This is a genomic window from Streptomyces sp. NPDC003027 (assembly GCF_053591435.1).
Window position 1 is genome coordinate 26027 of record NZ_JBSFTU010000019.1, and the last position, 18512, is coordinate 44538.

At 71.0% G+C, this 18512-nt stretch carries 18 protein-coding genes and 1 tRNA gene; 4 read left to right on the forward strand and 15 right to left on the reverse strand.

Translation table 11 applies throughout. From position 1 onward, the window contains the following. Positions 1–62: 62 nt before the first annotated feature. Together ruvA and ruvC are read right to left on the reverse strand one after the other, a co-directional pair. Positions 63–695 (reverse strand): Holliday junction branch migration protein RuvA, encoded by a 633-nt coding sequence (gene ruvA / locus ACWDX6_RS15830; protein ID WP_451485524.1) that lies wholly within the window; start codon positions 693–695, stop codon positions 63–65. After that, a complete protein-coding gene (gene ruvC, locus ACWDX6_RS15835; RefSeq protein WP_451485525.1) occupies positions 692–1225 on the reverse strand; it encodes a crossover junction endodeoxyribonuclease RuvC in 534 nt (177 codons plus the stop codon). Before ruvC ends, ruvA begins: the two co-directional genes overlap by 4 nt. Before the next feature lie 222 nt (positions 1226–1447). Here ruvC and ACWDX6_RS15840 point away from each other — a divergent pair, with 222 nt between their 5' ends. Beyond that, the gene (locus ACWDX6_RS15840) at positions 1448–1741 is read left to right on the forward strand and encodes a hypothetical protein (protein ID WP_451485526.1); all 294 of its coding nucleotides are present in this window, start codon (positions 1448–1450) and stop codon (positions 1739–1741) included. A 199-nt stretch (positions 1742–1940) separates the two neighbouring features. On the opposite strand, the gene ACWDX6_RS15845 is transcribed toward ACWDX6_RS15840, so the two are convergent. The 8 genes from ACWDX6_RS15845 to pgsA form a co-directional block, all read right to left on the reverse strand. Further along, on the reverse strand, positions 1941–2693 hold the full coding sequence (locus ACWDX6_RS15845; RefSeq protein WP_356895748.1) for a YebC/PmpR family DNA-binding transcriptional regulator: 753 nt from the start codon (positions 2691–2693) through the stop codon (positions 1941–1943). A gap of 62 nt (positions 2694–2755) precedes the next feature. After that, positions 2756–3346, reverse strand: a complete 591-nt coding sequence (pdxT, locus tag ACWDX6_RS15850; protein WP_451485527.1) for a pyridoxal 5'-phosphate synthase glutaminase subunit PdxT — start codon at positions 3344–3346, stop codon at positions 2756–2758. Between the two features lie 6 nt (positions 3347–3352). Then, positions 3353–4276, reverse strand: coding sequence for a pyridoxal 5'-phosphate synthase lyase subunit PdxS (pdxS, locus tag ACWDX6_RS15855; RefSeq protein WP_451485528.1), 924 nt, complete (start codon positions 4274–4276; stop codon positions 3353–3355). A gap of 123 nt (positions 4277–4399) precedes the next feature. Continuing rightward, positions 4400–4942, reverse strand: a complete 543-nt coding sequence (locus tag ACWDX6_RS15860; RefSeq protein WP_451485529.1) for a hypothetical protein — start codon at positions 4940–4942, stop codon at positions 4400–4402. Between the two features lie 11 nt (positions 4943–4953). Beyond that, the gene (locus ACWDX6_RS15865) at positions 4954–5625 is read right to left on the reverse strand and encodes an N-acyl homoserine lactonase family protein (protein WP_451485530.1); all 672 of its coding nucleotides are present in this window, start codon (positions 5623–5625) and stop codon (positions 4954–4956) included. Positions 5626–5705: 80 nt separating this feature from the next. Then, on the reverse strand, positions 5706–6872 hold the full coding sequence (locus ACWDX6_RS15870) for a glycosyltransferase family 4 protein (RefSeq protein WP_451485531.1): 1167 nt from the start codon (positions 6870–6872) through the stop codon (positions 5706–5708). Further along, positions 6869–7807, reverse strand: a complete 939-nt coding sequence (locus ACWDX6_RS15875) for a phosphatidylinositol mannoside acyltransferase (protein ID WP_451485532.1) — start codon at positions 7805–7807, stop codon at positions 6869–6871. The genes ACWDX6_RS15870 and ACWDX6_RS15875 overlap by 4 nt, the downstream gene beginning before the upstream one ends. Next, positions 7804–8466: a phosphatidylinositol phosphate synthase gene (pgsA, locus tag ACWDX6_RS15880; protein ID WP_451485533.1), complete on the reverse strand. Its 663-nt coding sequence runs from the start codon at positions 8464–8466 to the stop codon at positions 7804–7806. Before pgsA ends, ACWDX6_RS15875 begins: the two co-directional genes overlap by 4 nt. Positions 8467–8718: 252 nt before the next feature. Here pgsA and ACWDX6_RS15885 point away from each other — a divergent pair, with 252 nt between their 5' ends. Further along, complete coding sequence (locus tag ACWDX6_RS15885) at positions 8719–10926, forward strand: elongation factor G-like protein EF-G2 (RefSeq protein ID WP_451485534.1); 2208 nt, start codon at positions 8719–8721, stop codon at positions 10924–10926. A gap of 195 nt (positions 10927–11121) precedes the next feature. Beyond that, positions 11122–12780, forward strand: a complete 1659-nt coding sequence (locus tag ACWDX6_RS15890; protein WP_451485535.1) for a hypothetical protein — start codon at positions 11122–11124, stop codon at positions 12778–12780. Between the two features lie 18 nt (positions 12781–12798). Here ACWDX6_RS15890 and ACWDX6_RS15895 read toward each other — a convergent pair whose 3' ends face one another. The 4 genes from ACWDX6_RS15895 to ACWDX6_RS15910 form a co-directional block, all read right to left on the reverse strand. Next, on the reverse strand, positions 12799–13371 hold the full coding sequence (locus ACWDX6_RS15895) for an HIT family protein (protein ID WP_451485536.1): 573 nt from the start codon (positions 13369–13371) through the stop codon (positions 12799–12801). Positions 13372–13508: 137 nt separating this feature from the next. Continuing rightward, positions 13509–15485 (reverse strand): threonine--tRNA ligase, encoded by a 1977-nt coding sequence (gene thrS / locus ACWDX6_RS15900; protein ID WP_451485537.1) that lies wholly within the window; start codon positions 15483–15485, stop codon positions 13509–13511. Between the two features lie 152 nt (positions 15486–15637). Beyond that, complete coding sequence (locus tag ACWDX6_RS15905; protein ID WP_451485538.1) at positions 15638–16918, reverse strand: hypothetical protein; 1281 nt, start codon at positions 16916–16918, stop codon at positions 15638–15640. Next, a complete protein-coding gene (locus ACWDX6_RS15910) occupies positions 16918–17493 on the reverse strand; it encodes a DUF4365 domain-containing protein (protein WP_451485539.1) in 576 nt (191 codons plus the stop codon). The genes ACWDX6_RS15905 and ACWDX6_RS15910 overlap by 1 nt, the downstream gene beginning before the upstream one ends. 120 nt (positions 17494–17613) lie before the next feature. Between ACWDX6_RS15910 and ACWDX6_RS15915 the strand changes: the two genes are divergently transcribed. Beyond that, a complete protein-coding gene (locus ACWDX6_RS15915) occupies positions 17614–18339 on the forward strand; it encodes an exonuclease domain-containing protein (protein WP_451485540.1) in 726 nt (241 codons plus the stop codon). Positions 18340–18433: 94 nt separating this feature from the next. Here the strand turns inward: ACWDX6_RS15915 and ACWDX6_RS15920 are convergent. After that, positions 18434–18505 (reverse strand) — tRNA-Val (locus ACWDX6_RS15920). Positions 18506–18512 lie beyond the last annotated feature (7 nt).

Below are 18512 nucleotides of genomic sequence, written 5' to 3' on the forward strand. Positions count from 1 at the left end.
TGTGCGTCTGCGGGGGGCGGGGCGGGGACCGCTGGTGGGGCTCCTTCCCGCGCCCCGCAGGGCTATCTCGCCCGGTTGAGGGTCTGGAGGGCCGCGCGGAGGAGTTGCGGGACCGGTGCCGTGCCGCCGGCGGCGATCGCCGCCTCGGCCTGCGGCGTCACCGCCGACACCGCCTCGTCCGCCTCACGGCTGGCGTAGCCGAGGCCGATCAGCGCGGCGGAGAGCTGTTCCGTCCAGGGGGCCGGGCCGGAGGCCGCCGCGCGCTGCGTGCCGACGAGTCCGCCGGTGCCGAGCGGTCGGCCGAGCTTGTCCTTCAGTTCCAGGAGGAGCTTCTGGGCGCCCTTCTTGCCGATGCCGGGCACGGCGGTCAGCGCCTTCTCGTCGCCGGTGGAGACGGCGAGGCGCAGCGCGTCCGGGGAGTGCACGCCGAGCATGGCCTGGGCGAGGCGCGGTCCGACCCCGCTCGCGGTCTGGAGGAGTTCGAAGACCTGCCGCTCGTCGTCGTCCGCGAAGCCGTACAGGGTCAGGGAGTCCTCGCGTACCACCAACGACGTGGCCAGGCGGGCCTCCTGACCGATCCTCAGCCCGGCGATGGTGTCAGGGGTGCACTGGACGGCCATGCCGACGCCGCCCACCTCGATGACCGCGGTGGTGGGGGCGAGCGCGGCGACCGGGCCGCTGACGAAGGCGATCATGCGGAACGGCCTTTCGATGCGTGATGGGCGGCGACCGCCTGCTGGAGGCGGTTCTGTGCGGGGGCCCGCCAGATGTGGCAGATGGCGAGGGCGAGCGCGTCCGCCGCGTCGGCCGGCTTGGGCGGGGCGGAGAGCCGCAGCAGCCGCGTGACCATCGCGCCGACCTGGGCCTTGTCGGCGCGGCCGCTGCCGGTGACGGCGGCCTTGACCTCGCTGGGGGTGTGCAGGGCGACGGGGATGCCGCGCCGGGAGGCGCAGAGCATGGCGACGGCGCTGGCCTGCGCGGTGCCCATGACCGTCCGCACGTTGTGCTGGCTGAACACCCGCTCCACGGCCACCATTTCGGGCTGGTACTCGTCGATCCAGGCCTCGATGCCCTGTTCGATGAGGACGAGCCGCGCGCCGATCTGATCGTCCGCGGGGGTGCGCACGACTCCGACGCCGAGCATGGTCAGAGAGCGTCCGGCCACGCCGTCGACGACTCCCACGCCGCACCGCGTCAGTCCGGGATCGACACCCAAGACACGCACAGCTCCTCCATCCCTCGGTAACCGCCTGAAGGCTACCGGCTGCCGCTGACACCACGGCCGACCACGCTCTCCGCGGGCCGACGGGGCAGCGCCCGGGCGGCGCGCAATCCGCCTTGCCGCCATGATCGACAGTCACTATGATCATGGACGTTCGCACGTTTGACCGACGTGTGAATGTTCGAATCTCAACAACACAACTCAGCAGGGGGATACATGCGTCGCATGTCCAAGATCGGCGTCACGGGCGCCGCGCTCGCGATCGCCACGGTCGGCCTCAGCTCGCCCGCCCAGGCGGCTTCCTCGGAGGTCCACCGCGGAAAGACCGGCTGCTTCAGCTGGTCCTGGGCCGAGGGCTGGACCACCACCACGGTGTACTACCGCAACACCTGCTCCTACGAGTCCTCCATCAACATCTGGTGGCAGGACGGCAACACCAGCAGGATGAAGAAGGTCACCGCCAAGGGCGGCGCGTCGGGCAGCGTCAAGAACACGGGCGACTTCAAGCGGATCGACTGATGATCCCGCGTCCCGCTGCCTCCTGAGGCAGTCGGCATCCGAAGAGTGCGGCCCGCCGGTGTTCCGGCGGGCCGCTGTTCGTCGGCACCGCAGGGCCCCCGGGGAACGGCGCGGCTGAGAACGGGTCCGACAGAAACTGGCCGGACCGACGGAGTACCCGTCGGTCCGGCCAGTTCCTGTCTGCTGCGCGGCGCCTTCGTCAGGCGTCGACCTTCTCCATGACCTCGTCGCTGACGTCGAAGTTGGCGAAGACGTTCTGCACGTCGTCGCTGTCCTCGAGCGCGTCGATCAGCTTGAAGATCTTGCGCGCGCCCTCTTCGTCGAGCTCGACCTGCATGGTCGGGACGAAGCTGGAGTCGGCGGAGTCGTAGTCGATGCCGGCCTCCTGGAGGGCGGTGCGGACCGCGACCATGTCCGTCGCCTCGCTGATCACCTCGAAGCTCTCGCCGAGGTCGTTGACCTCCTCGGCGCCCGCGTCGAGCACCGCGCCGAGGACGTCGTCCTCGGTCAGCTCGCCCTTGGGCAGCACGATGACGCCCTTGCGGTTGAACAGGTACGAGACCGAGCCCGGGTCGGCCATGGAGCCGCCGTTGCGGGTCATGGCGACGCGGACGTCGGAGGCGGCGCGGTTGCGGTTGTCGGTGAGGCACTCGATGAGCACCGCGACGCCGTTCGGGCCGTAACCCTCGTACATGATCGTCTCGTAGTCGACGCCGCCGGCCTCGAGGCCGCCGCCGCGCTTGATCGCCGAGTCGATGTTCTTGTTCGGCACCGAGCTCTTCTTCGCCTTCTGCACGGCGTCGAACAGCGTCGGGTTGCCATCCAGGTCGGCACCGCCGGTGCGGGCCGCGACCTCGATGTTCTTGATCAGCTTCGCGAAGAGCTTGCCGCGCTTGGCATCGATCACGGCCTTCTTGTGCTTCGTCGTAGCCCATTTAGAGTGGCCGGACATCTGCCTGTCTCCTTCGCGTAACCCATTTCTGAACGAACCCCAGAGATCCTACCGGGATCGTGTCACCGGGCTGCGCGCACCATGTCGACGAACAGGGCGTGCAGGCGGTGGTCGCCGGTGAGTTCGGGGTGGAACGAGGTCGCGAGGGCCTGCCCCTGGCGGACGGCGACGATGTGTCCCTCGTGCTCGGCCAGGACCTCGACCTCGGCGCCGACGGACTCGACCCAGGGAGCGCGGATGAAGACGCCCTCGACGGGCCCGTCCTCGATGCCGCTGACGGCGACGCCCGCCTCGAAGGACTCGTTCTGCCGTCCGAACGCGTTGCGGCGGACGATCATGTCGATGCCGCCGAAGGTCTCCTGGCCCGAACGCGGGTCGAGGATCTTGTCGGCGAGCATGATCAGCCCGGCACAGGTGCCGTACACCGGCATGCCGGCGGCGATGCGCTCGCGCAGCGGTTGCATCAGGCCGAACAGGGCGGCCAGCTTGGAGATCGTGGTGGACTCGCCACCCGGTACGACGAGGCCGTCGATCTCGGCGAGTTCTTCGGGGCGCCGGACCGGCCTGGCCACGGCGTCAGCCGCGGCCAGGGCGATCAGGTGCTCCCGTACGTCGCCCTGGAGTGCCAGGACACCGATCACAGGAGTGTTCATGGGGGATTACCAGCCGCGGTTGGCGTAGCGCTCGGACTCGGGGAGGGTGTCGCAGTTGATGCCGACCATGGCCTCGCCCAGGTTGCGGGAGGCGTCCGCGATGATCTTCGGGTCGTCGTAGAAGGTGGTGGCCTTCACGATGGCGGCGGCGCGCTTGGCCGGGTCGCCCGACTTGAAGATGCCGGAGCCGACGAAGACGCCCTCGGCGCCGAGCTGGCGCATCAGCGCGGCGTCGGCGGGGGTGGCGACGCCACCGGCGGAGAAGAGCACGACGGGAAGCTTGCCGAGCTCGGCGACTTCCTTGACCAGCTCGTACGGCGCGCGCAGCTCCTTGGCGGCGGCGAACAGCTCGTTGTTGTCGTAGCCGCGCAGGCGGGCGATCTCGTTCTTGATCTGGCGCAGGTGGCGGACGGCCTCGACGACGTTGCCGGTGCCGGCCTCGCCCTTGGAGCGGATCATGGCCGCGCCCTCGGCGATGCGGCGCAGGGCCTCGCCCAGGTTGGTGGCGCCGCAGACGAAGGGGGTGGTGAACGCCCACTTGTCGGAGTGGTTGACCTCGTCGGCCGGGGTGAGGACCTCGGACTCGTCGATGTAGTCGACGCCGAGGGACTGCAGCACCTGGGCCTCGACGAAGTGGCCGATGCGGGACTTGGCCATGACCGGGATGGACACCGCGCCGATGATCTCTTCGATCATGTTCGGGTCGGACATGCGGGCCACGCCGCCGTCCTTGCGGATGTCGGCCGGGACCCGCTCCAGGGCCATGACGGCCACGGCGCCGGCGTCTTCGGCGATCTTCGCCTGCTCGGCGTTGACCACGTCCATGATCACGCCGCCCTTGAGCTGCTCGGCCATGCCGCGCTTGACGCGGGACGTGCCAATCGCCGAGGACTCTGCGGACTGGTTGCTGGTGGGAAGCGTGGTGGACACGGGGACCTCACTCGGGGAAAGCGGTGTTCAGACAAGAGTGAGGAAACAGGCCACCACCGGTCCACAGCAAGGGCCAATGTGGAGCCGGTGGATCGTTTTCTCCGATTTCGCAGGCGAGGACGGTCAGACCGGACGATCGGCAAGGGCGAGAGGCGGCTCGTCGTCCATTTCGAAGGCGAGCGGGAACGGGGCGTGTCCCGCCAGCCGGAACCAGCGCACCGTGCGGTGCCGGCGCAGCGCCCGCGCGGCGCGCACGGAGTCGTTGTGGAACCTGCGGGCCATCGGGACACGGCGCACGGCCGCCGCGAGTTCGTCGGCGGCCTCCTCGCCGCCGGGGGTCTCCCGTACGACCTCGACCTGTTCCGGCTCGCCGAACACGGCGCGCAGCGCCTGGCTCAGCTCGCTCTCGGCGACCTCACGCTGGTCCTCCTCGGCCTGGCGGGCGGCGTGGGCGGCCTCGTAGAGCACGATCGAGGCGGCGGGGTCGAGGATTCCGGAGGTGGCCAGCTCCTGGGTGACCGAGGCCCGGCGCAGCAGCTGGGCGTCGAGCGCGGCGCGGGCGGCGTCGATACGGGAGTGCAGCCGGTCGAGCCGCCCGGCGGTCCAGCTGAGGTACAGGCCGATCGCGATCAGCGCGACGACGGTCCAGATCAGGGTTTCGGTCACGGGCGCACAGGCTACCGGGGCGGGGGCAGCACACCTTCCCAGAGGGCACGGTCATGGGCGAACCGGACGTGCGCGGTCCGGCCGTCGGCGAGTTCGGCGAACCGGTCGATCCACGGCCGGTACGGCAGGAGTCCGGCGCGCCGGCCCATCTCGTCGGTGGCGAACTCGGAGGCGAAGTCGTACGCCTGCCCGGCGAGGACGGTCACCCGGTCGCCCTGGTCGAGGACCAGGGACTGGTGGCCCGCGGTGTGGCCGGGCGTGGGCACGATCCGGATGCCGGGGGCGAGCTCGTACTCGCCGTCGATCTCCTCGTACCGGACGCCGTCGAGGAGGTGATCGAGGGTGTAGCCGCCGGCGCGGGCGGTGGCGAGCTCCTTGCGCTGGACGACGACGGGGGTGTCCGCGAGGAGCTGGTTGCCGCCGATGTGGTCGAAGTGGAGGTGGCAGTTCACGACGAGGTCGACGTCGTGGGGGCGGACGGGAAGGGGCTCGCGGACGGGCTGGTAGTGCGCGTCGGCCTCGGGCGATCCGGCGCCCATGCCGGTGTCGAAGAGGAGCGTGCCCTGCCCGTGCCGTACGAGGTAGGCCAGGGCGGGCTCCACGCGCCCGTGGGGGCCGCCCCACTCGGCGGCGGGCCGTACGAAGTACCCGAGGTCCAGGAGGTCCACGGTCGGTGAGGTCATCGGCTCAGCGTGCCACCCGGCGCCTCCGGAGGTGAAGCCCCGGCCGCCCCTGAAGGGGCGGAACCGCGCCCGCCGAACCGTCAGTCCCGTGCCGTCCCGAGGCCGAACCACGCCCGCAGCCCCGTGCGTTCGTCCGTCGCCACCGACGCCGCGCCGTCCGTCACCGTCTCGTACACCGCCAGGATGTCCGCGCCCACCGTCGACCAGTCGAAGCGCCGGACGTGCGCGCTTCCCCTGGCCCGCAGCTCCTCGCGGCGCTCCTCGTCGCCGAGCAGCCGGATCGCCGCGCTCGCCAGCGCGTCCGCGTCCTCGTTGGCGAACAGCTCGCCCGCCCCGCCGTGGTCCAGCACCTGGGCGAACGCGTCGAGATCGGAGGCGAGGACCGGAGCGCCCGCCGACATCGCCTCGACCAGGATGATGCCGAAGCTCTCGCCACCGGTGTTGGGCGCCACGTACACGTCGACGCTGCGCAGCAGCCGCGCCTTGTCCTCGTCGCTGACCATCCCGAGGAACTCCACCCGCGAACGCGTCTCGGGGGGCAGCGAGGCGACGGCCTCCTCCTCGTCACCGCGCCCGGCCACGACCAGCCGCGCCCCGGGCCGCTCCGCGAGGATCTTCGGCAGGGCCCTCATCAGCACGGGCAGGCCCTTGCGGGGTTCGTCGATCCGCCCGATGAACCCGATCGTCTCCCCCTGCCACTCCTTCTTCGGCTCGGCCCGCGCGAAGAAGTCGACGTCGACGCCGTTGGGGATGACGACCGCGTCGCCGCCCAGATGCTCGACCAGTGTCCGGCGGGCGTACTCGCTCACCGCGATCCGCGCGCTGATCTTCTCCAGCGCCGGCTGGAGGATCGGGTACGCGGCGATCATCGCCCGTGAGCGCGGGTTGGAGGTGTGGAAGGTGGCGACGATCGGCCCCTGCGCCGCCCAGCAGGTCAGCAGGCCCAGGGAGGGGGAGGCCGGCTCGTGGATGTGGATCACGTCGAAGGTGCCGTCGTGGAGCCAGCGCCGCACCCTCGCGGCCGAGAGGAAGCCGAAGTTGAGCCGCGCCACGGAGCCGTTGTACGGCACGGGTACGGCACGCCCGGCCGAGACGACGTACGGCGGGAGCGGTGTCTCGTCGTCGGCGGGGGCGAGTACGGAGACCTCGTGTCCCAGCCGGATCAGGTGCTCGGCGAGGTCGCGGATGTGGAACTGGACGCCGCCGGGCACGTCCCACGAGTACGGGCAGACGATGCCGATCCTCAAGGCCGCGCCCCCTCGGCCCGGTCGGCGCCCCGTTCCTCGAGGTCCGCGAGCCACAGTCGTTGCAGCATGTGCCAGTCCTCCGGGTGGTCCGCGATGCCGGTGGCGAAGGCGTCGGCCAGCGCCTGTGTCATCACGGACGTCTTCTCGGCCCGCGTACCCGACTCCGGTACCTCGACGGGTGGGTGCATCTGTCCCCTCATGACCGGCGGGTCGTCGTACCAGAGCGTGACCGGCAACAGCACGGCGCCGGTCTGCTGCGCCAGCATCGCGGGGCCGCCCGGCATCCGCGCGGTGTCGCCGAAGAACGTGACCTCGGTGCCGGACGCCGAAAGGTCGCGGTCGGCGACCAGGCAGACCAGGCCGCCGGCCCGCAGCCGCCGTGCCAGGGTGCCGAAGGCGGCGCCCCCGGTGTGGGGCAGGACCTCCATGCCCAGGGACTCGCGGTAGGCGACGAAGCGGTCGAACAGCGTCTCCGGCTTGAGCCGCTCCGCGACCGTCGTGAACGGCACACCGAGCGAGCGGCTCGCCCACACGCCCGCCAGGTCCCAGTTGGCGAGGTGCGGCAGGGCGACGATCACCCCGCGCCCGGACGCGAGCCCGTCCGTCAGGTAGTGGACGTCCTTGATGCGGACGCCGTCGTCGACCCGTTCCTTGCTCCAGGTCGGCAGCCGGAAGGACTCCATCCAGTACCGCATGTAGGAGCGCATACCGGCCTTGGAGAGCTCGGCGAGCCGCTCGGGTGTGGCGTCGGGCACCACGCGCGCGAGGTTCGACTCCAGTCGCAGCACGCTCGCGCCGCGCCGCTTCCAGGCGAGGTCGGCGATCCGCCGGCCGAGGCCGGCCGCGACCGGCTCCGGGAGTTTCTTGACCGTCGACCAGCCGAGCCCGTAGAGCCCGTCGGTCAGCCGGTCCCGCAGGTCGTTCGCACCACTCATGACGTCGCCTCGCTCCCCCGCCCGGAGGCCGCGTCCGCCTCCGCGGACTCCCTCCGTACCGTCACCACACGCTGTCCCAGCGTCACCGCGGAGCCCACCGCCACGATCCACAGCGCGATCGGCAGCAGCACGTCGACACCGGGCACGCCGAAGGCGTGCAGGCCCGCCAGGCCCGCGGCGACCAGGGAGATCACCAGCCGCTCGGCCCGTTCGACCAGGCCGTTGACCGCGACCGGCAGGCCAATCGATTCACCACGCGCCTTGGTGTACGAGACGACCTGACCGCTGGCCAGACAGAAGATGGCGACGGCGCACAGGATGTTGTCGTCGCCCTTACCCGCGTACCAGAGCGCGAAGCCGCCGAAGACGGCCCCGTCGGCGACCCGGTCCAGAGTGGAGTCGAGGAACGCGCCCCAGCGGCTGGAGACGCCGGCCTGCCGGGCCATGTTGCCGTCGACGAGGTCGGAGAAGACGAAGAGGGTGATGACGATCGTGCCCCAGAAGAACTCTCCCCTGGGGAAGAAGACCAGCGCTCCCGCCATCACTCCGGCCGTGCCGACGAGCGTCACGGCGTCGGGGCTGACCCCCCGGCGGAGCAGAAACGCGGCGAACGGTGTGAGGACACGCGTAAAAAACGCACGCGCGTACTTGTTCAGCATGGCCTTCCCGAGGTTCGGTGGGCCGCGGTCCCTACGACCACCGGCTCACCCATCGTAGCCAGGACCACCGGGCCGTACCGTCGGGTACCCGCCCCGCCGCGTCGCGTACGACGTATGGACGCGCCATGACGTCGGTGCGAAGCTCGAAGGACAACCGCGGGCGTCGCCGGAGCCGTACGCGAAGCACCGTCCGCCGCGCCCCCTCCCCACGCCCGCGCCCGCCTCACCGTGCAAGCGATCGGGAGGAACATCATGGGCGACAAGGCGAACGCGCACACCGGGGCCGCCGGCAGGGCTCCGACGGCCGACCGGCCCTCGGCCGTACGGAACGTGGTGCTGGTCGGCCACAGCGGATCGGGCAAGACGACCCTCGTCGAGGCGCTCGCGCTGGCCGCGGGAGCGGTCAACCGGGCCGGTCGCGTCGAGGACGGCGGGACGATCTCGGACCACGACGAGATCGAGCACCGTCAGCAGCGTTCCGTACAGCTCTCCCTCGTCCCGCTGGAGTGGGGCGAATGCAAGATCAATCTTCTGGACACTCCCGGATACGCCGACTTCGTCGGGGAACTGAGGGCCGGTCTGCGCGCGGCGGACGCGGCCCTCTTCGTCGTCTCGGCGGCCCAGGAGGCCGACGCCATGGCCGGCTCGACCCGCATGGTGTGGGAGGAGTGCGCGGCCGTCGGCATGCCGCGCGCCATCGTGGTCACGCACCTGGACACCGCCCGCACCGGCTTCACCGAGCTCACCGAGGTCTGCGGCCGGATCTTCGGCGGTGACGACCCCGACGCCGTGCTCCCCCTCTACCTGCCCGTCCACGGCGCCGAGGCGCCCGACGGACACGCGCCGGCCACCGGCCTGGTCGGACTGCTCTCGGAGCGGATCTTCGACTACTCCACCGGCGAACGGCGCGAGAATCCGCCCGACGACAGCCAGCGGCCCCTCATCGCCGAGGCCCGCGCCCGGCTCATCGAGGGGATCATCGCCGAGAGCGAGGACGAGTCCCTGATGGACCGCTATCTCGGCAGTGAGGAGATCGACGTCAAGACGCTGATCGACGACCTGGAGAAGGCCGTCGCCCGGGGCACCTTCCATCCCGTGCTCGCCGCCGCGCCCGCCGCCGACGGCGGAAAGCAGGGGCTCGGCACGGTCGAACTCCTGGAGCTGATCACCCGCGGATTCCCCACCCCGCTGGAGCGCGAGATCCCCGCCGTCACCACGCCCGACGGGCAGCCGCGCCCGCCGGTCACCTGCGACCCGGAGGGCCCGCTGGTCGCCGAGGTCGTCAAGACCGCCTCCGACCCCTACGTCGGCCGGGTCTCGCTGGTACGCGTCTTCTCCGGCACCCTGCGCCCCGACGAGACCGTCCATGTCTCGGGGCACGGGCTCACCGACCGCGGGCACGAGGACCACGACGTCGACGAACGGGTCGGCGCGCTGACCTCACCCTTCGGCAAACAGCAGCGGCCGCTCGACCGGTGCGTCGCCGGCGACCTGGCCTGTGTGGCCAAGCTGGGCCGCGCGGAGACCGGCGACACCCTGTCGTCCAAGGACGATCCGCTCCTCATGGAGCCGTGGACGATGCCCGATCCGCTGCTGCCGCTCGCCATCGAGGCGCACAGCAAGGCCGACGAGGACAAGCTGTCCCAGGGCCTTGCCCGGCTCGTCGCCGAGGACCCCACCATGCGCCTCGAACAGAACCAGGACACCCACCAGGTGGTGCTGTGGTGCCTCGGCGAGGCCCACCGGGACGTGGCGCTGGAAAGGCTGCGCAACCGCTACGGAGTGCAGGTCGACGCGGTCCCGCACAAGGTGTCGCTCCGGGAGACCTTCGCCGGCCCCTCGGCAGGGCGGGGCCGGCACGTCAAACAGTCCGGCGGGCACGGCCAGTACGCCATCTGCGAGATCGACGTGGAGCCGCTTCCGCCGGGCAGCGGCATCGAGTTCGTCGACAAGGTGGTGGGCGGTGCCGTTCCGCGCCAGTTCATCCCCTCCGTGGAGAAGGGCGTACGCGCCCAGGCCGCCCGCGGGGTCGCCGCCGGCTACCCCCTGGTCGACGTACGGGTCACCCTGCGCGACGGCAAGGCGCACTCGGTGGACTCCTCCGACGCCGCGTTCCAGACGGCGGGCGCGCTGGCGCTGCGCGAGGCGGCCGCAGAGGCGACCATCCAGCTCCTGGAGCCGGTCGACGAGGTCCAGGTCCTCGTCCCCGACGAGTACGTGGGGCCGGTGATGAGCGATCTGTCCGGCCGGCGCGGCAGGGTCGTCGGCACCGAGCAGGCGGGGCCGGGGCGCACGGTGGTACGGGCCGAGGTCCCCGAGATCGAGATCGACCGGTACGCGGTCGATCTGCGGTCCGTCTCGCACGGCACGGGCCGCTTCGACCGTACGTACGCCCGCCATGAGGCCATGCCGCCGCCGCTCGCCGGCAAGATCCGGCAACAGGCGGGAACCGGCTCATAGTTCGCCGACCACGACGGCCGGTGCCGCCCGCCCGGCACCCGCGGGGGGCGGCATCCGGCCGTCGGCGTCCGTCTTCGTGACGCATCCGCCGGTACCCGGTTACGCTGTGGTGCCCAGCTCAGAAGGTGTGCGGGGCACGGTAGTTGGGAACAGGGCCGCAGAGGGACACGCGGTGGACCACGCGGGCGCGCGGCGATGGGGGCGGCAGTGACGATCGGCAGTTTCGGACCCGGGGCACAGATTCCCCTCCAGGGCTCGGACGGACAGACGGCGGCGACGCATGCCCTCGCCTCCGCCGCCTACCGGGACGGCCCGGTCGAGGAGATCCTCAAGGCCAACACCGAATGGCACCAGTCCAAGGTGACCGAGGGCAAGTGGCACAAGCTCTTCCGGCCCGACCTCGGCGAGGCCTTCTCGCGAGCGGTCCAGGTCCGGATGCTCGGCGGCGCCCGCAAGGCGCTCATCCAGTCCTTCGGCACCGAGCCGCAGCCCGTGGTCGAGCACTGCCTGGCCGCCACGCGCATCCGCAAGCAGCGTGACACCAAGCTGACCCTGATCACCTTCGTGTTCGGTGTCGTCTTCCTGCCGGGTCTGCTGCTCTGGCTCGGGGTCATCCAGCTGCGACGCATGGTCTCCGGTACGGAGAACCGGCGCACCAGCGCCCTGGGCACGGCGCTGCTCCTGGGCGCGGGGCTGCTCGCCGCGCTCGTCCTGTTCAAGCTCCCGTTCGGCGGCTTCCTGGCGTTCTACCTCCGGGCCATGCTCGTGGCCCCGGTGGTCGGCTGGTTCCTCGCCAAGCGTGTCTGCGAGGCCACCGCCCAGGATCTGCGGGAACGCTGGACCGGTCTGCTCAGCGGCGGCGGGATCGGGGCCATGATCCCCGAAGCGGTCCCGACGGATCCGACCGAGAAGGCCGCGGAGGATCTGCGCCAGAACTTGGAGAAGCTCACCGCCGAGCAGCACTCCAACGTCGTCTTCTACGCTGGGCCCAAGGGAATACTGGGGATGGGCACCCGGTGGGGCAGCTGGACGCTGGCCGAGGAGCTCGTCCCCCAGGAGGGACGGGAGATCCACGACTTCCGCGCCTGGGACATCGTGCGCAAGATCCACGACGAGCTCACGCTGCTGGAGCGGGGCTCGCTCAAGACCGGCTTCCCGAAGCCGACCGTCAAGCACTGGATCGTCTCGCCGGTCGGCGAGGGAGCCGACGAGGTCGCCCGCCCCGAGGGCGACAACATCGTCCACTACCAGGTCAAGCCGCACGAGATACAGCGCATCTGCAACGACCAGCAGTTCGGCAGCGGCAACCGCCACTATCTCGGCGTGCAGTTCACGCTCTGGGACGGGCAGCTCGTCCTCACCATGATGATCACGGTGACCTCGCTGCTGCACACCCTGCGCGTGGAGGTCACCGGCCACGCGCTCGGGCCCGTCCACTCGCTGTTCACCACGAAGCCGAAGGCGAAGACGAAGGAGGTCTCCAAGACCGTACGGTTCTGGGAGACCCGGGAGATCAAGCTGCCGCTCGTCGAGACCGACGAGGTGGTCCGCCTCGCGGTCCGCGCCCCGCTGACGTGGTTCCCGCCGGTTCTGGACTTCCTCGGCGGCAAGCTGGTCCTGCCGGAGCCGTTCGGTCTGCGGCACGCCTGGGCCGCCCAGCCCTGGCGCCACCGCTTCATGGCCGACGACGCCATCCGCGCCGCCACCCCGGTGATGCGCGCGGTCCACTCCGCGACCATCAAGGTGCTCGACGATCACGGGGTGGACACGGAGCGTTTCACCAACCGCTCGCTGGTGCTGAGCGGGGCCGTCCAGGACCCCGGCCCGAAGAAGGCCGACGTCTACGACGCGTGACGGACGGAGGCGGCGGGGTTACGCCGGCTCGGAAGGCGCCGGCCAGGCGGCGGCGAGCATCGCGCGGGTGTCGGCGAGGAGCTGCGGAAGCACCTTCGTGTGGCCGACGACCGGCATGAAGTTGGTGTCGCCGCCCCAGCGCGGCACGACGTGCTGGTGCAGATGGGCGGCGATCCCGGCGCCCGCGACGGAGCCCTGGTTCATGCCGATGTTGAAGCCGTGCGCGCCGGACGCCCCGCGCAGCGCGATCATCGCCCGCTTGGTGAACACACCGAGCTCGGCCGTCTCCGCCAGGTCCAGATCCGTGTAGTCGGCGACGTGACGGTAGGGCACCACCATCAGATGTCCGCCGTTGTACGGATAGAGGTTCAGTACGGCGTAGACCGTCTCGCCGCGGGCGATCACGAGTCCGTCCTCGTCCGACTTCGCCGGAATCGCGCAGAACGGACAGCCGTCCTCGGCCCCTGGCCCGGTCGGCTTGTTCTCGCCCTGGATGTACGCCATCCGGTGAGGCGTCCACAGGCGCTGGAACGCGTCCTGCGTCCCCACTCCGATCTGCTGCTCCGGCTCAGTCGTCATGCTGTGCAGCATATTGCTTCGCCCGTTCGGAACAGGCGGCCGGGGAGGCTCCCTGGGCCGCCGCCGGAGCGGCGGGACCTCGGCCGTGACGCACGAGGCCCCCGGGTGATCGGTGGGATCCCCGGGGGCCTCGCGATGTCCGCGGTACGTCAGACCTGGACGCGGCGCTCCACCACGTCGAGGAGCTTGGCCAGCGCCTCGTCGCGCGGGATGCCGTTCTCCTGGGAGCCGTCGCGGTAGCGGAAGGAGACGGTGCCCGCGGCCATGTCCTCGTCACCGACGATGATCATGAACGGGACCTTCTGCTTCTGCTGGTTCCTGATCTTCTTCTGCATCCGGTCGGAGGAGGCGTCCACCTCGACCCGCAGGCCCTTCTTCTTCGCCTCGGCGGCGAACTCCTGGAGGTAGTCGACGTGCGCGTCGCCGATCGGGATGCCGACCGCCTGCACCGGGGCCAGCCACGGCGGCATGGCGCCCGCGTAGTGCTCCAGGAGCACGGCGAAGAAGCGCTCGATCGAACCGAACAGCGCGCGGTGGATCATGACCGGGCGCTGCTTGGTGCCGTCCGGACCGGTGTACTCCAGGTCGAAGCGCTCCGGCAGGTTGAAGTCGAGCTGCACGGTCGACATCTGCCAGGTACGGCCGATGGCGTCCCGCGCCTGGACGGAGATCTTCGGGCCGTAGAAGGCCGCGCCGCCCGGGTCGGGGGTCAGCGGCAGACCCTGCTTCTCGGCCACCTGCTGGAGGACCGCGGTGGCCTCCTCCCAGACCTCGTCCGAGCCGACGAACTTCTCCGGGTCCTTGGTGGACAGCTCCAGGTAGAAGTCGGTCAGACCGTAGTCGCGCAGCAGGTTGAGGACGAAGGTGAGGGTGCGGTCGAGCTCCTCCGCCATCTGCTCACGGGTGCAGTAGATGTGCGCGTCGTCCTGGGTGAAGCCGCGGGCCCGGGTCAGACCGTGCACGACGCCGGACTTCTCGTACCGGTACACGGTGCCGAACTCGAAGAGGCGCAGCGGCAGTTCACGGTAGGAACGCCCGCGCGCGTCGAAGATCAGGTTGTGCATCGGGCAGTTCATGGGCTTGAGGTAGTAGTCGGTACCACCGTCGAGCTGCATGGGGGGGTACATGCCCTCCGCGTACCAGTCGAGGTGGCCGCTCTTCTCGAAGAGGGCGCCCTTGGTGGCGTGCGGTGAGTAGACGAACTCGTAGCCCTCCTCCTCGTGCCGGCGGCGCGAGTAGTCCTCCATGGTGCGGCGGATGATGCCGCCCTTGGGGTGGAAGACGGCGAGGCCGGAGCCGATCTCGTCCGGGATGGAGAAGAGGTCGAGCTCGTTGCCGAGCTTGCGGTGGTCGCGCTTCTCGGCCTCGGCGAGGAAGTCGAGGTGGGCCTTCAGCTCGTCCTTCGACGGCCAGGCGGTGCCGTAGATGCGCTGGAGCATCGGGTTCTTCTCGCTGCCGCGCCAGTAGGCGGCGGCGTTGCGCATCAGCTTGAACGCCGGGATGTTGCGGGTGGTGGGCAGGTGCGGACCGCGGCAGAGGTCCTTCCAGCACAGCTCGCCGGTCTTGGCGTCGAGGTTGTCGTAGATGGTCAGCTCGCCGCCGCCCACCTCGACGTTGGCGCCGTCGTCGGCCGACGCGGAGCCCTTGATGCCGATGAGCTCCAGCTTGTACGGCTCGTTCGCGAGCTCCTCCCGGGCGGCCTCGTCGCTCACCACGCGGCGGGAGAAGCGCTGGCCGCGCTTCTGGATCTCCTGCATCTTCTTCTCGATGGCCTTGAGATCCTCCGGGGTGAACGGCCTCTCGACGTCGAAGTCGTAGTAGAAGCCGTCACGGACCGGCGGGCCGATGCCCAGCTTGGCCTCGGGGAAGAGCTCCTGCACGGCCTGCGCCATCACGTGCGCGGTGGAGTGGCGCAGGATGTCGAGACCGTCCTGGGAGGAGATCTCGACGGGTTCGACGACATCGCCGTCCCTGACCTCATAGGAGAGGTCCTTCAGCTCGCCGGCGACACGGGCGGCGATCACCGACCGGTCCTCGACGAACAGGGCGCCGGCGGTGGTGCCCGCGCTCACCGCCCGATCCTCGGCTCCTGAGGCGGACTGGACGGTCACACGGACATCAGACACTGGTGCTCCATACATAGGGGCGCGGGCAGATACGAAGTGCCGACGCCGGCGGTGCGCGGCAGAGACGAGGTGCCGCGTCGCCGTTGATCGTACCGAGCCGAGGGGCGCGACCGCGAAACGGTTTCCGCTGCGCCGGTGCGGCCCCAACCCGGTCACTCGCCGCCGCAGGCCTCCTCGAAGAAGTCGAGGTTCTCGTGCAGCGACTTCATCAGCCGGTCCCGCTCCGCCTCGTCGACCTGCACCGGTACGACCCCGGAGGCGTCGGTCAGCCGCCGGAAGCCTCCCCTGCGCTCCAGGCGTCCCACCACCCGGATCGGCAGTCCCACCAGATGGGCGTGGCCGGCCGTACGGTACGACTCCTCGTCGAAAACCACCCGGACGTGAGCCACCTCCGCGCCGCCCAGCACCCGCAGTCGTACGGTTCCCTCGCCGCGCGGGCCGGAGCGGCGCATGCGGACGACGGCGCCGGTGATCCGTACCGGTACGGACGGCTCGTCGGTGAGATAGCGGACGCCGGCCTCGCGGAGCGCGGGCAGGTCGCCGGGGGAGAACTCGACCGGGGCGGGACGGGCGGCGCAGCCCTCCGGTGTCCCGGCGGCCGGGGCCCACTCCACGGCGATCCTGGCCCCCTCGCTGCCCCGGACGAGGGAGACGAGCGCCTCGGTCAGCTCTCGGCTCACCCCGGCCTCGACGGCGGTGTCGAAGGCTTCCATGCCGCCGGTCGCGCGCTGGTAGTCGACGGCCTCCCGGGCCGCGTGGAGCGCGTGGTAGAGGCGTACAGCGACGGCCCGGCCGGGGTCGACGGGGACGAACGCGGTCAGGCCGCGGCCCTCGGGGGCGGCGCCGACGGCGACCGCCTCCAGGGACGCCTGCGCCTGGCGGCGGTGGCGGGCGCCGTAGTACCCGGCCCGTGCCCTGACGGCGAGCGCGCCGGCCAGCAGGAGCTGTCGGGCGGCGGACCTCAGCTGCTCCTGGACGCTCCAGGGGACCGTGCCGGCGGGCCCGGGCGGGACATCCCGCCACCAGCGGATCTCGTCGCTGGGCACGGTCAGCCCGACCAGGACCTCCCGGGCGGAGGGCGCGGCGCTGCGGGCGAGTGCGGTGAGGGCGTCGCCGAGGAGGTCCTCGCAGTCGGGGAAGGCACGGCTCTCCGGCACCAGGAGGCTGGTGGCGCCGAAGCCCGCGCCGCCGCCGGGCGGGGTCCAGCGGCTGTAGCGGCCCGGGGCGCCCCCGCGCCGCCGCCAGCCGTGGCGGGCGAGGAGCGCGCCGAGGACTCCCGGATCCACCTGCCCGGGGTCCGGCGCTCCCCCGGCTTCACCCCAAAGACCGCCGGGGAGCCCGGGAAGGTCGCCGGGGACGGGGTGGGGGCGGTAGGACGGTGGTACGGGGCCGTGGCCGGTCCCGCCTTCCGGTTCGTCGATCGGCCGGTGCATCAAGGTCTCCCTCCCACGCCGACGCGGGTCATGATGTCGCACAGCGCCCGGTCGTCGAAGATCCGCGCCGTCGGTATGCGGACGGTGGTGCGGTGCCGTCCCGTGACCGGATGGCCGGCCAGGTTGATCCAGTAGCAGCAGTGCCGCAGGTCGAGCCGGTCGTGGCCGGCCCGCAGCCAGTCCTCCTGGGATCGCGGCACGAGCATCACGACCAGGATCTTGTGGACCGCGACCGGGGTCCGCGCGAGCTTCACCAGATGGTCGTTGTCGAGGGTGAACGAGAAGGCCGCGGACGCGGACCCGGGCAGTCGCGGCGGTGTCTGGTAGGTGCATTTGAGCTGCACCTTGATGGTCACTTCGTCGTCGACCGTGTGGCCGGGAGCGCTGTGGCTCACGTGCCAGTCGATGCCGTTGTCCGGAAACGGCTGCGACAGCGAACAGCCCGCCGCCGCCGCGACCGCGTGCAGATAGCCCACCTGAAGCGTCTCCATGCAGGCGGTGGTGGCGAGTGTGCCGCGCAGCGGTGCGGCCCGCTGGGGCGGCAGCCCTCCCGATTCGGGCTGGGCGAGCGCCATGTCAAATCCCTTCCCCGTCACTTGTGTTGTCACCGGCCCGCGTACGGCGCAAACAGCCCGGGTATCACCGTTTCGGGCAGGGGGATCGCCATCTGCCCGAAAGGTGCGAGGAGTTCGGGGATGACGCACTGGTATGAGGGGCCCCTGGCCTCATTCGACACGGAAACCACGGGAGTCGACGTCGAGGAGGACCGGATCGTCTCGGCCGCCCTCGTCGTCCAGGACATGGCGGGCGGGCGTCCGAGGGTGACGCGCTGGCTGGTCAATCCGGGGGTGCCGGTGCCCGAAGGGGCCACGGCAGTCCACGGCCTGACGGACGATCACCTCCAGCGGAACGGGCGCTGGCCCGCTCCGGTGATGGAGGAGCTGGCGCGGGCGCTGGCAGAGCAGTGTGCGGCCGGCCGGCCGCTGGTGGTGATGAACGCACCCTTCGATCTGACGATCCTGGACCGGGAGTTGCGCCGTCACCGCGCCTCCTCGCTGGGCCGGTATCTGCAGAACGCGTCGCTGTGCGTCCTGGATCCACGGGTGCTCGACAAGCATCTGGACCGCTACCGCAAGGGCCGCAGGACGCTGACAGATCTGTGCGCGGAGTACGGCGTGGAGCTGGAGGGCGCGCACGACGCGGCGGCGGACGCGACGGCCGCGCTGGATCTCGTACGGGCGGTGGCGCGGCGGTTCGCGTCCCGGCTCGACCGGCTGTCACCGGCCGAGCTGCACACCTTGCAGGCGGTGTGGCACGCGGCACAGGCGCGGGGGTTGCAGGCGTGGTTCACGCGCAACGGGACGCCGGAGACGGTTGATCCCGCGTGGCCGCTGCGTCCGGAACTGCGGACGGCGGCGTGAGCGGTGTGCCGTCGCGTACCTTCGCGGGCCGGAAATGCGGCGTGCCGGGAATGCGGAAGGCCGGTCCGTCTCTGGACGGACCGGCCTCTCCCGGTGGGCGATACTGGGATCGAACCAGTGACCCCTTCGGTGTGAACGAAGTGCTCTCCCGCTGAGCTAATCGCCCGGGAACG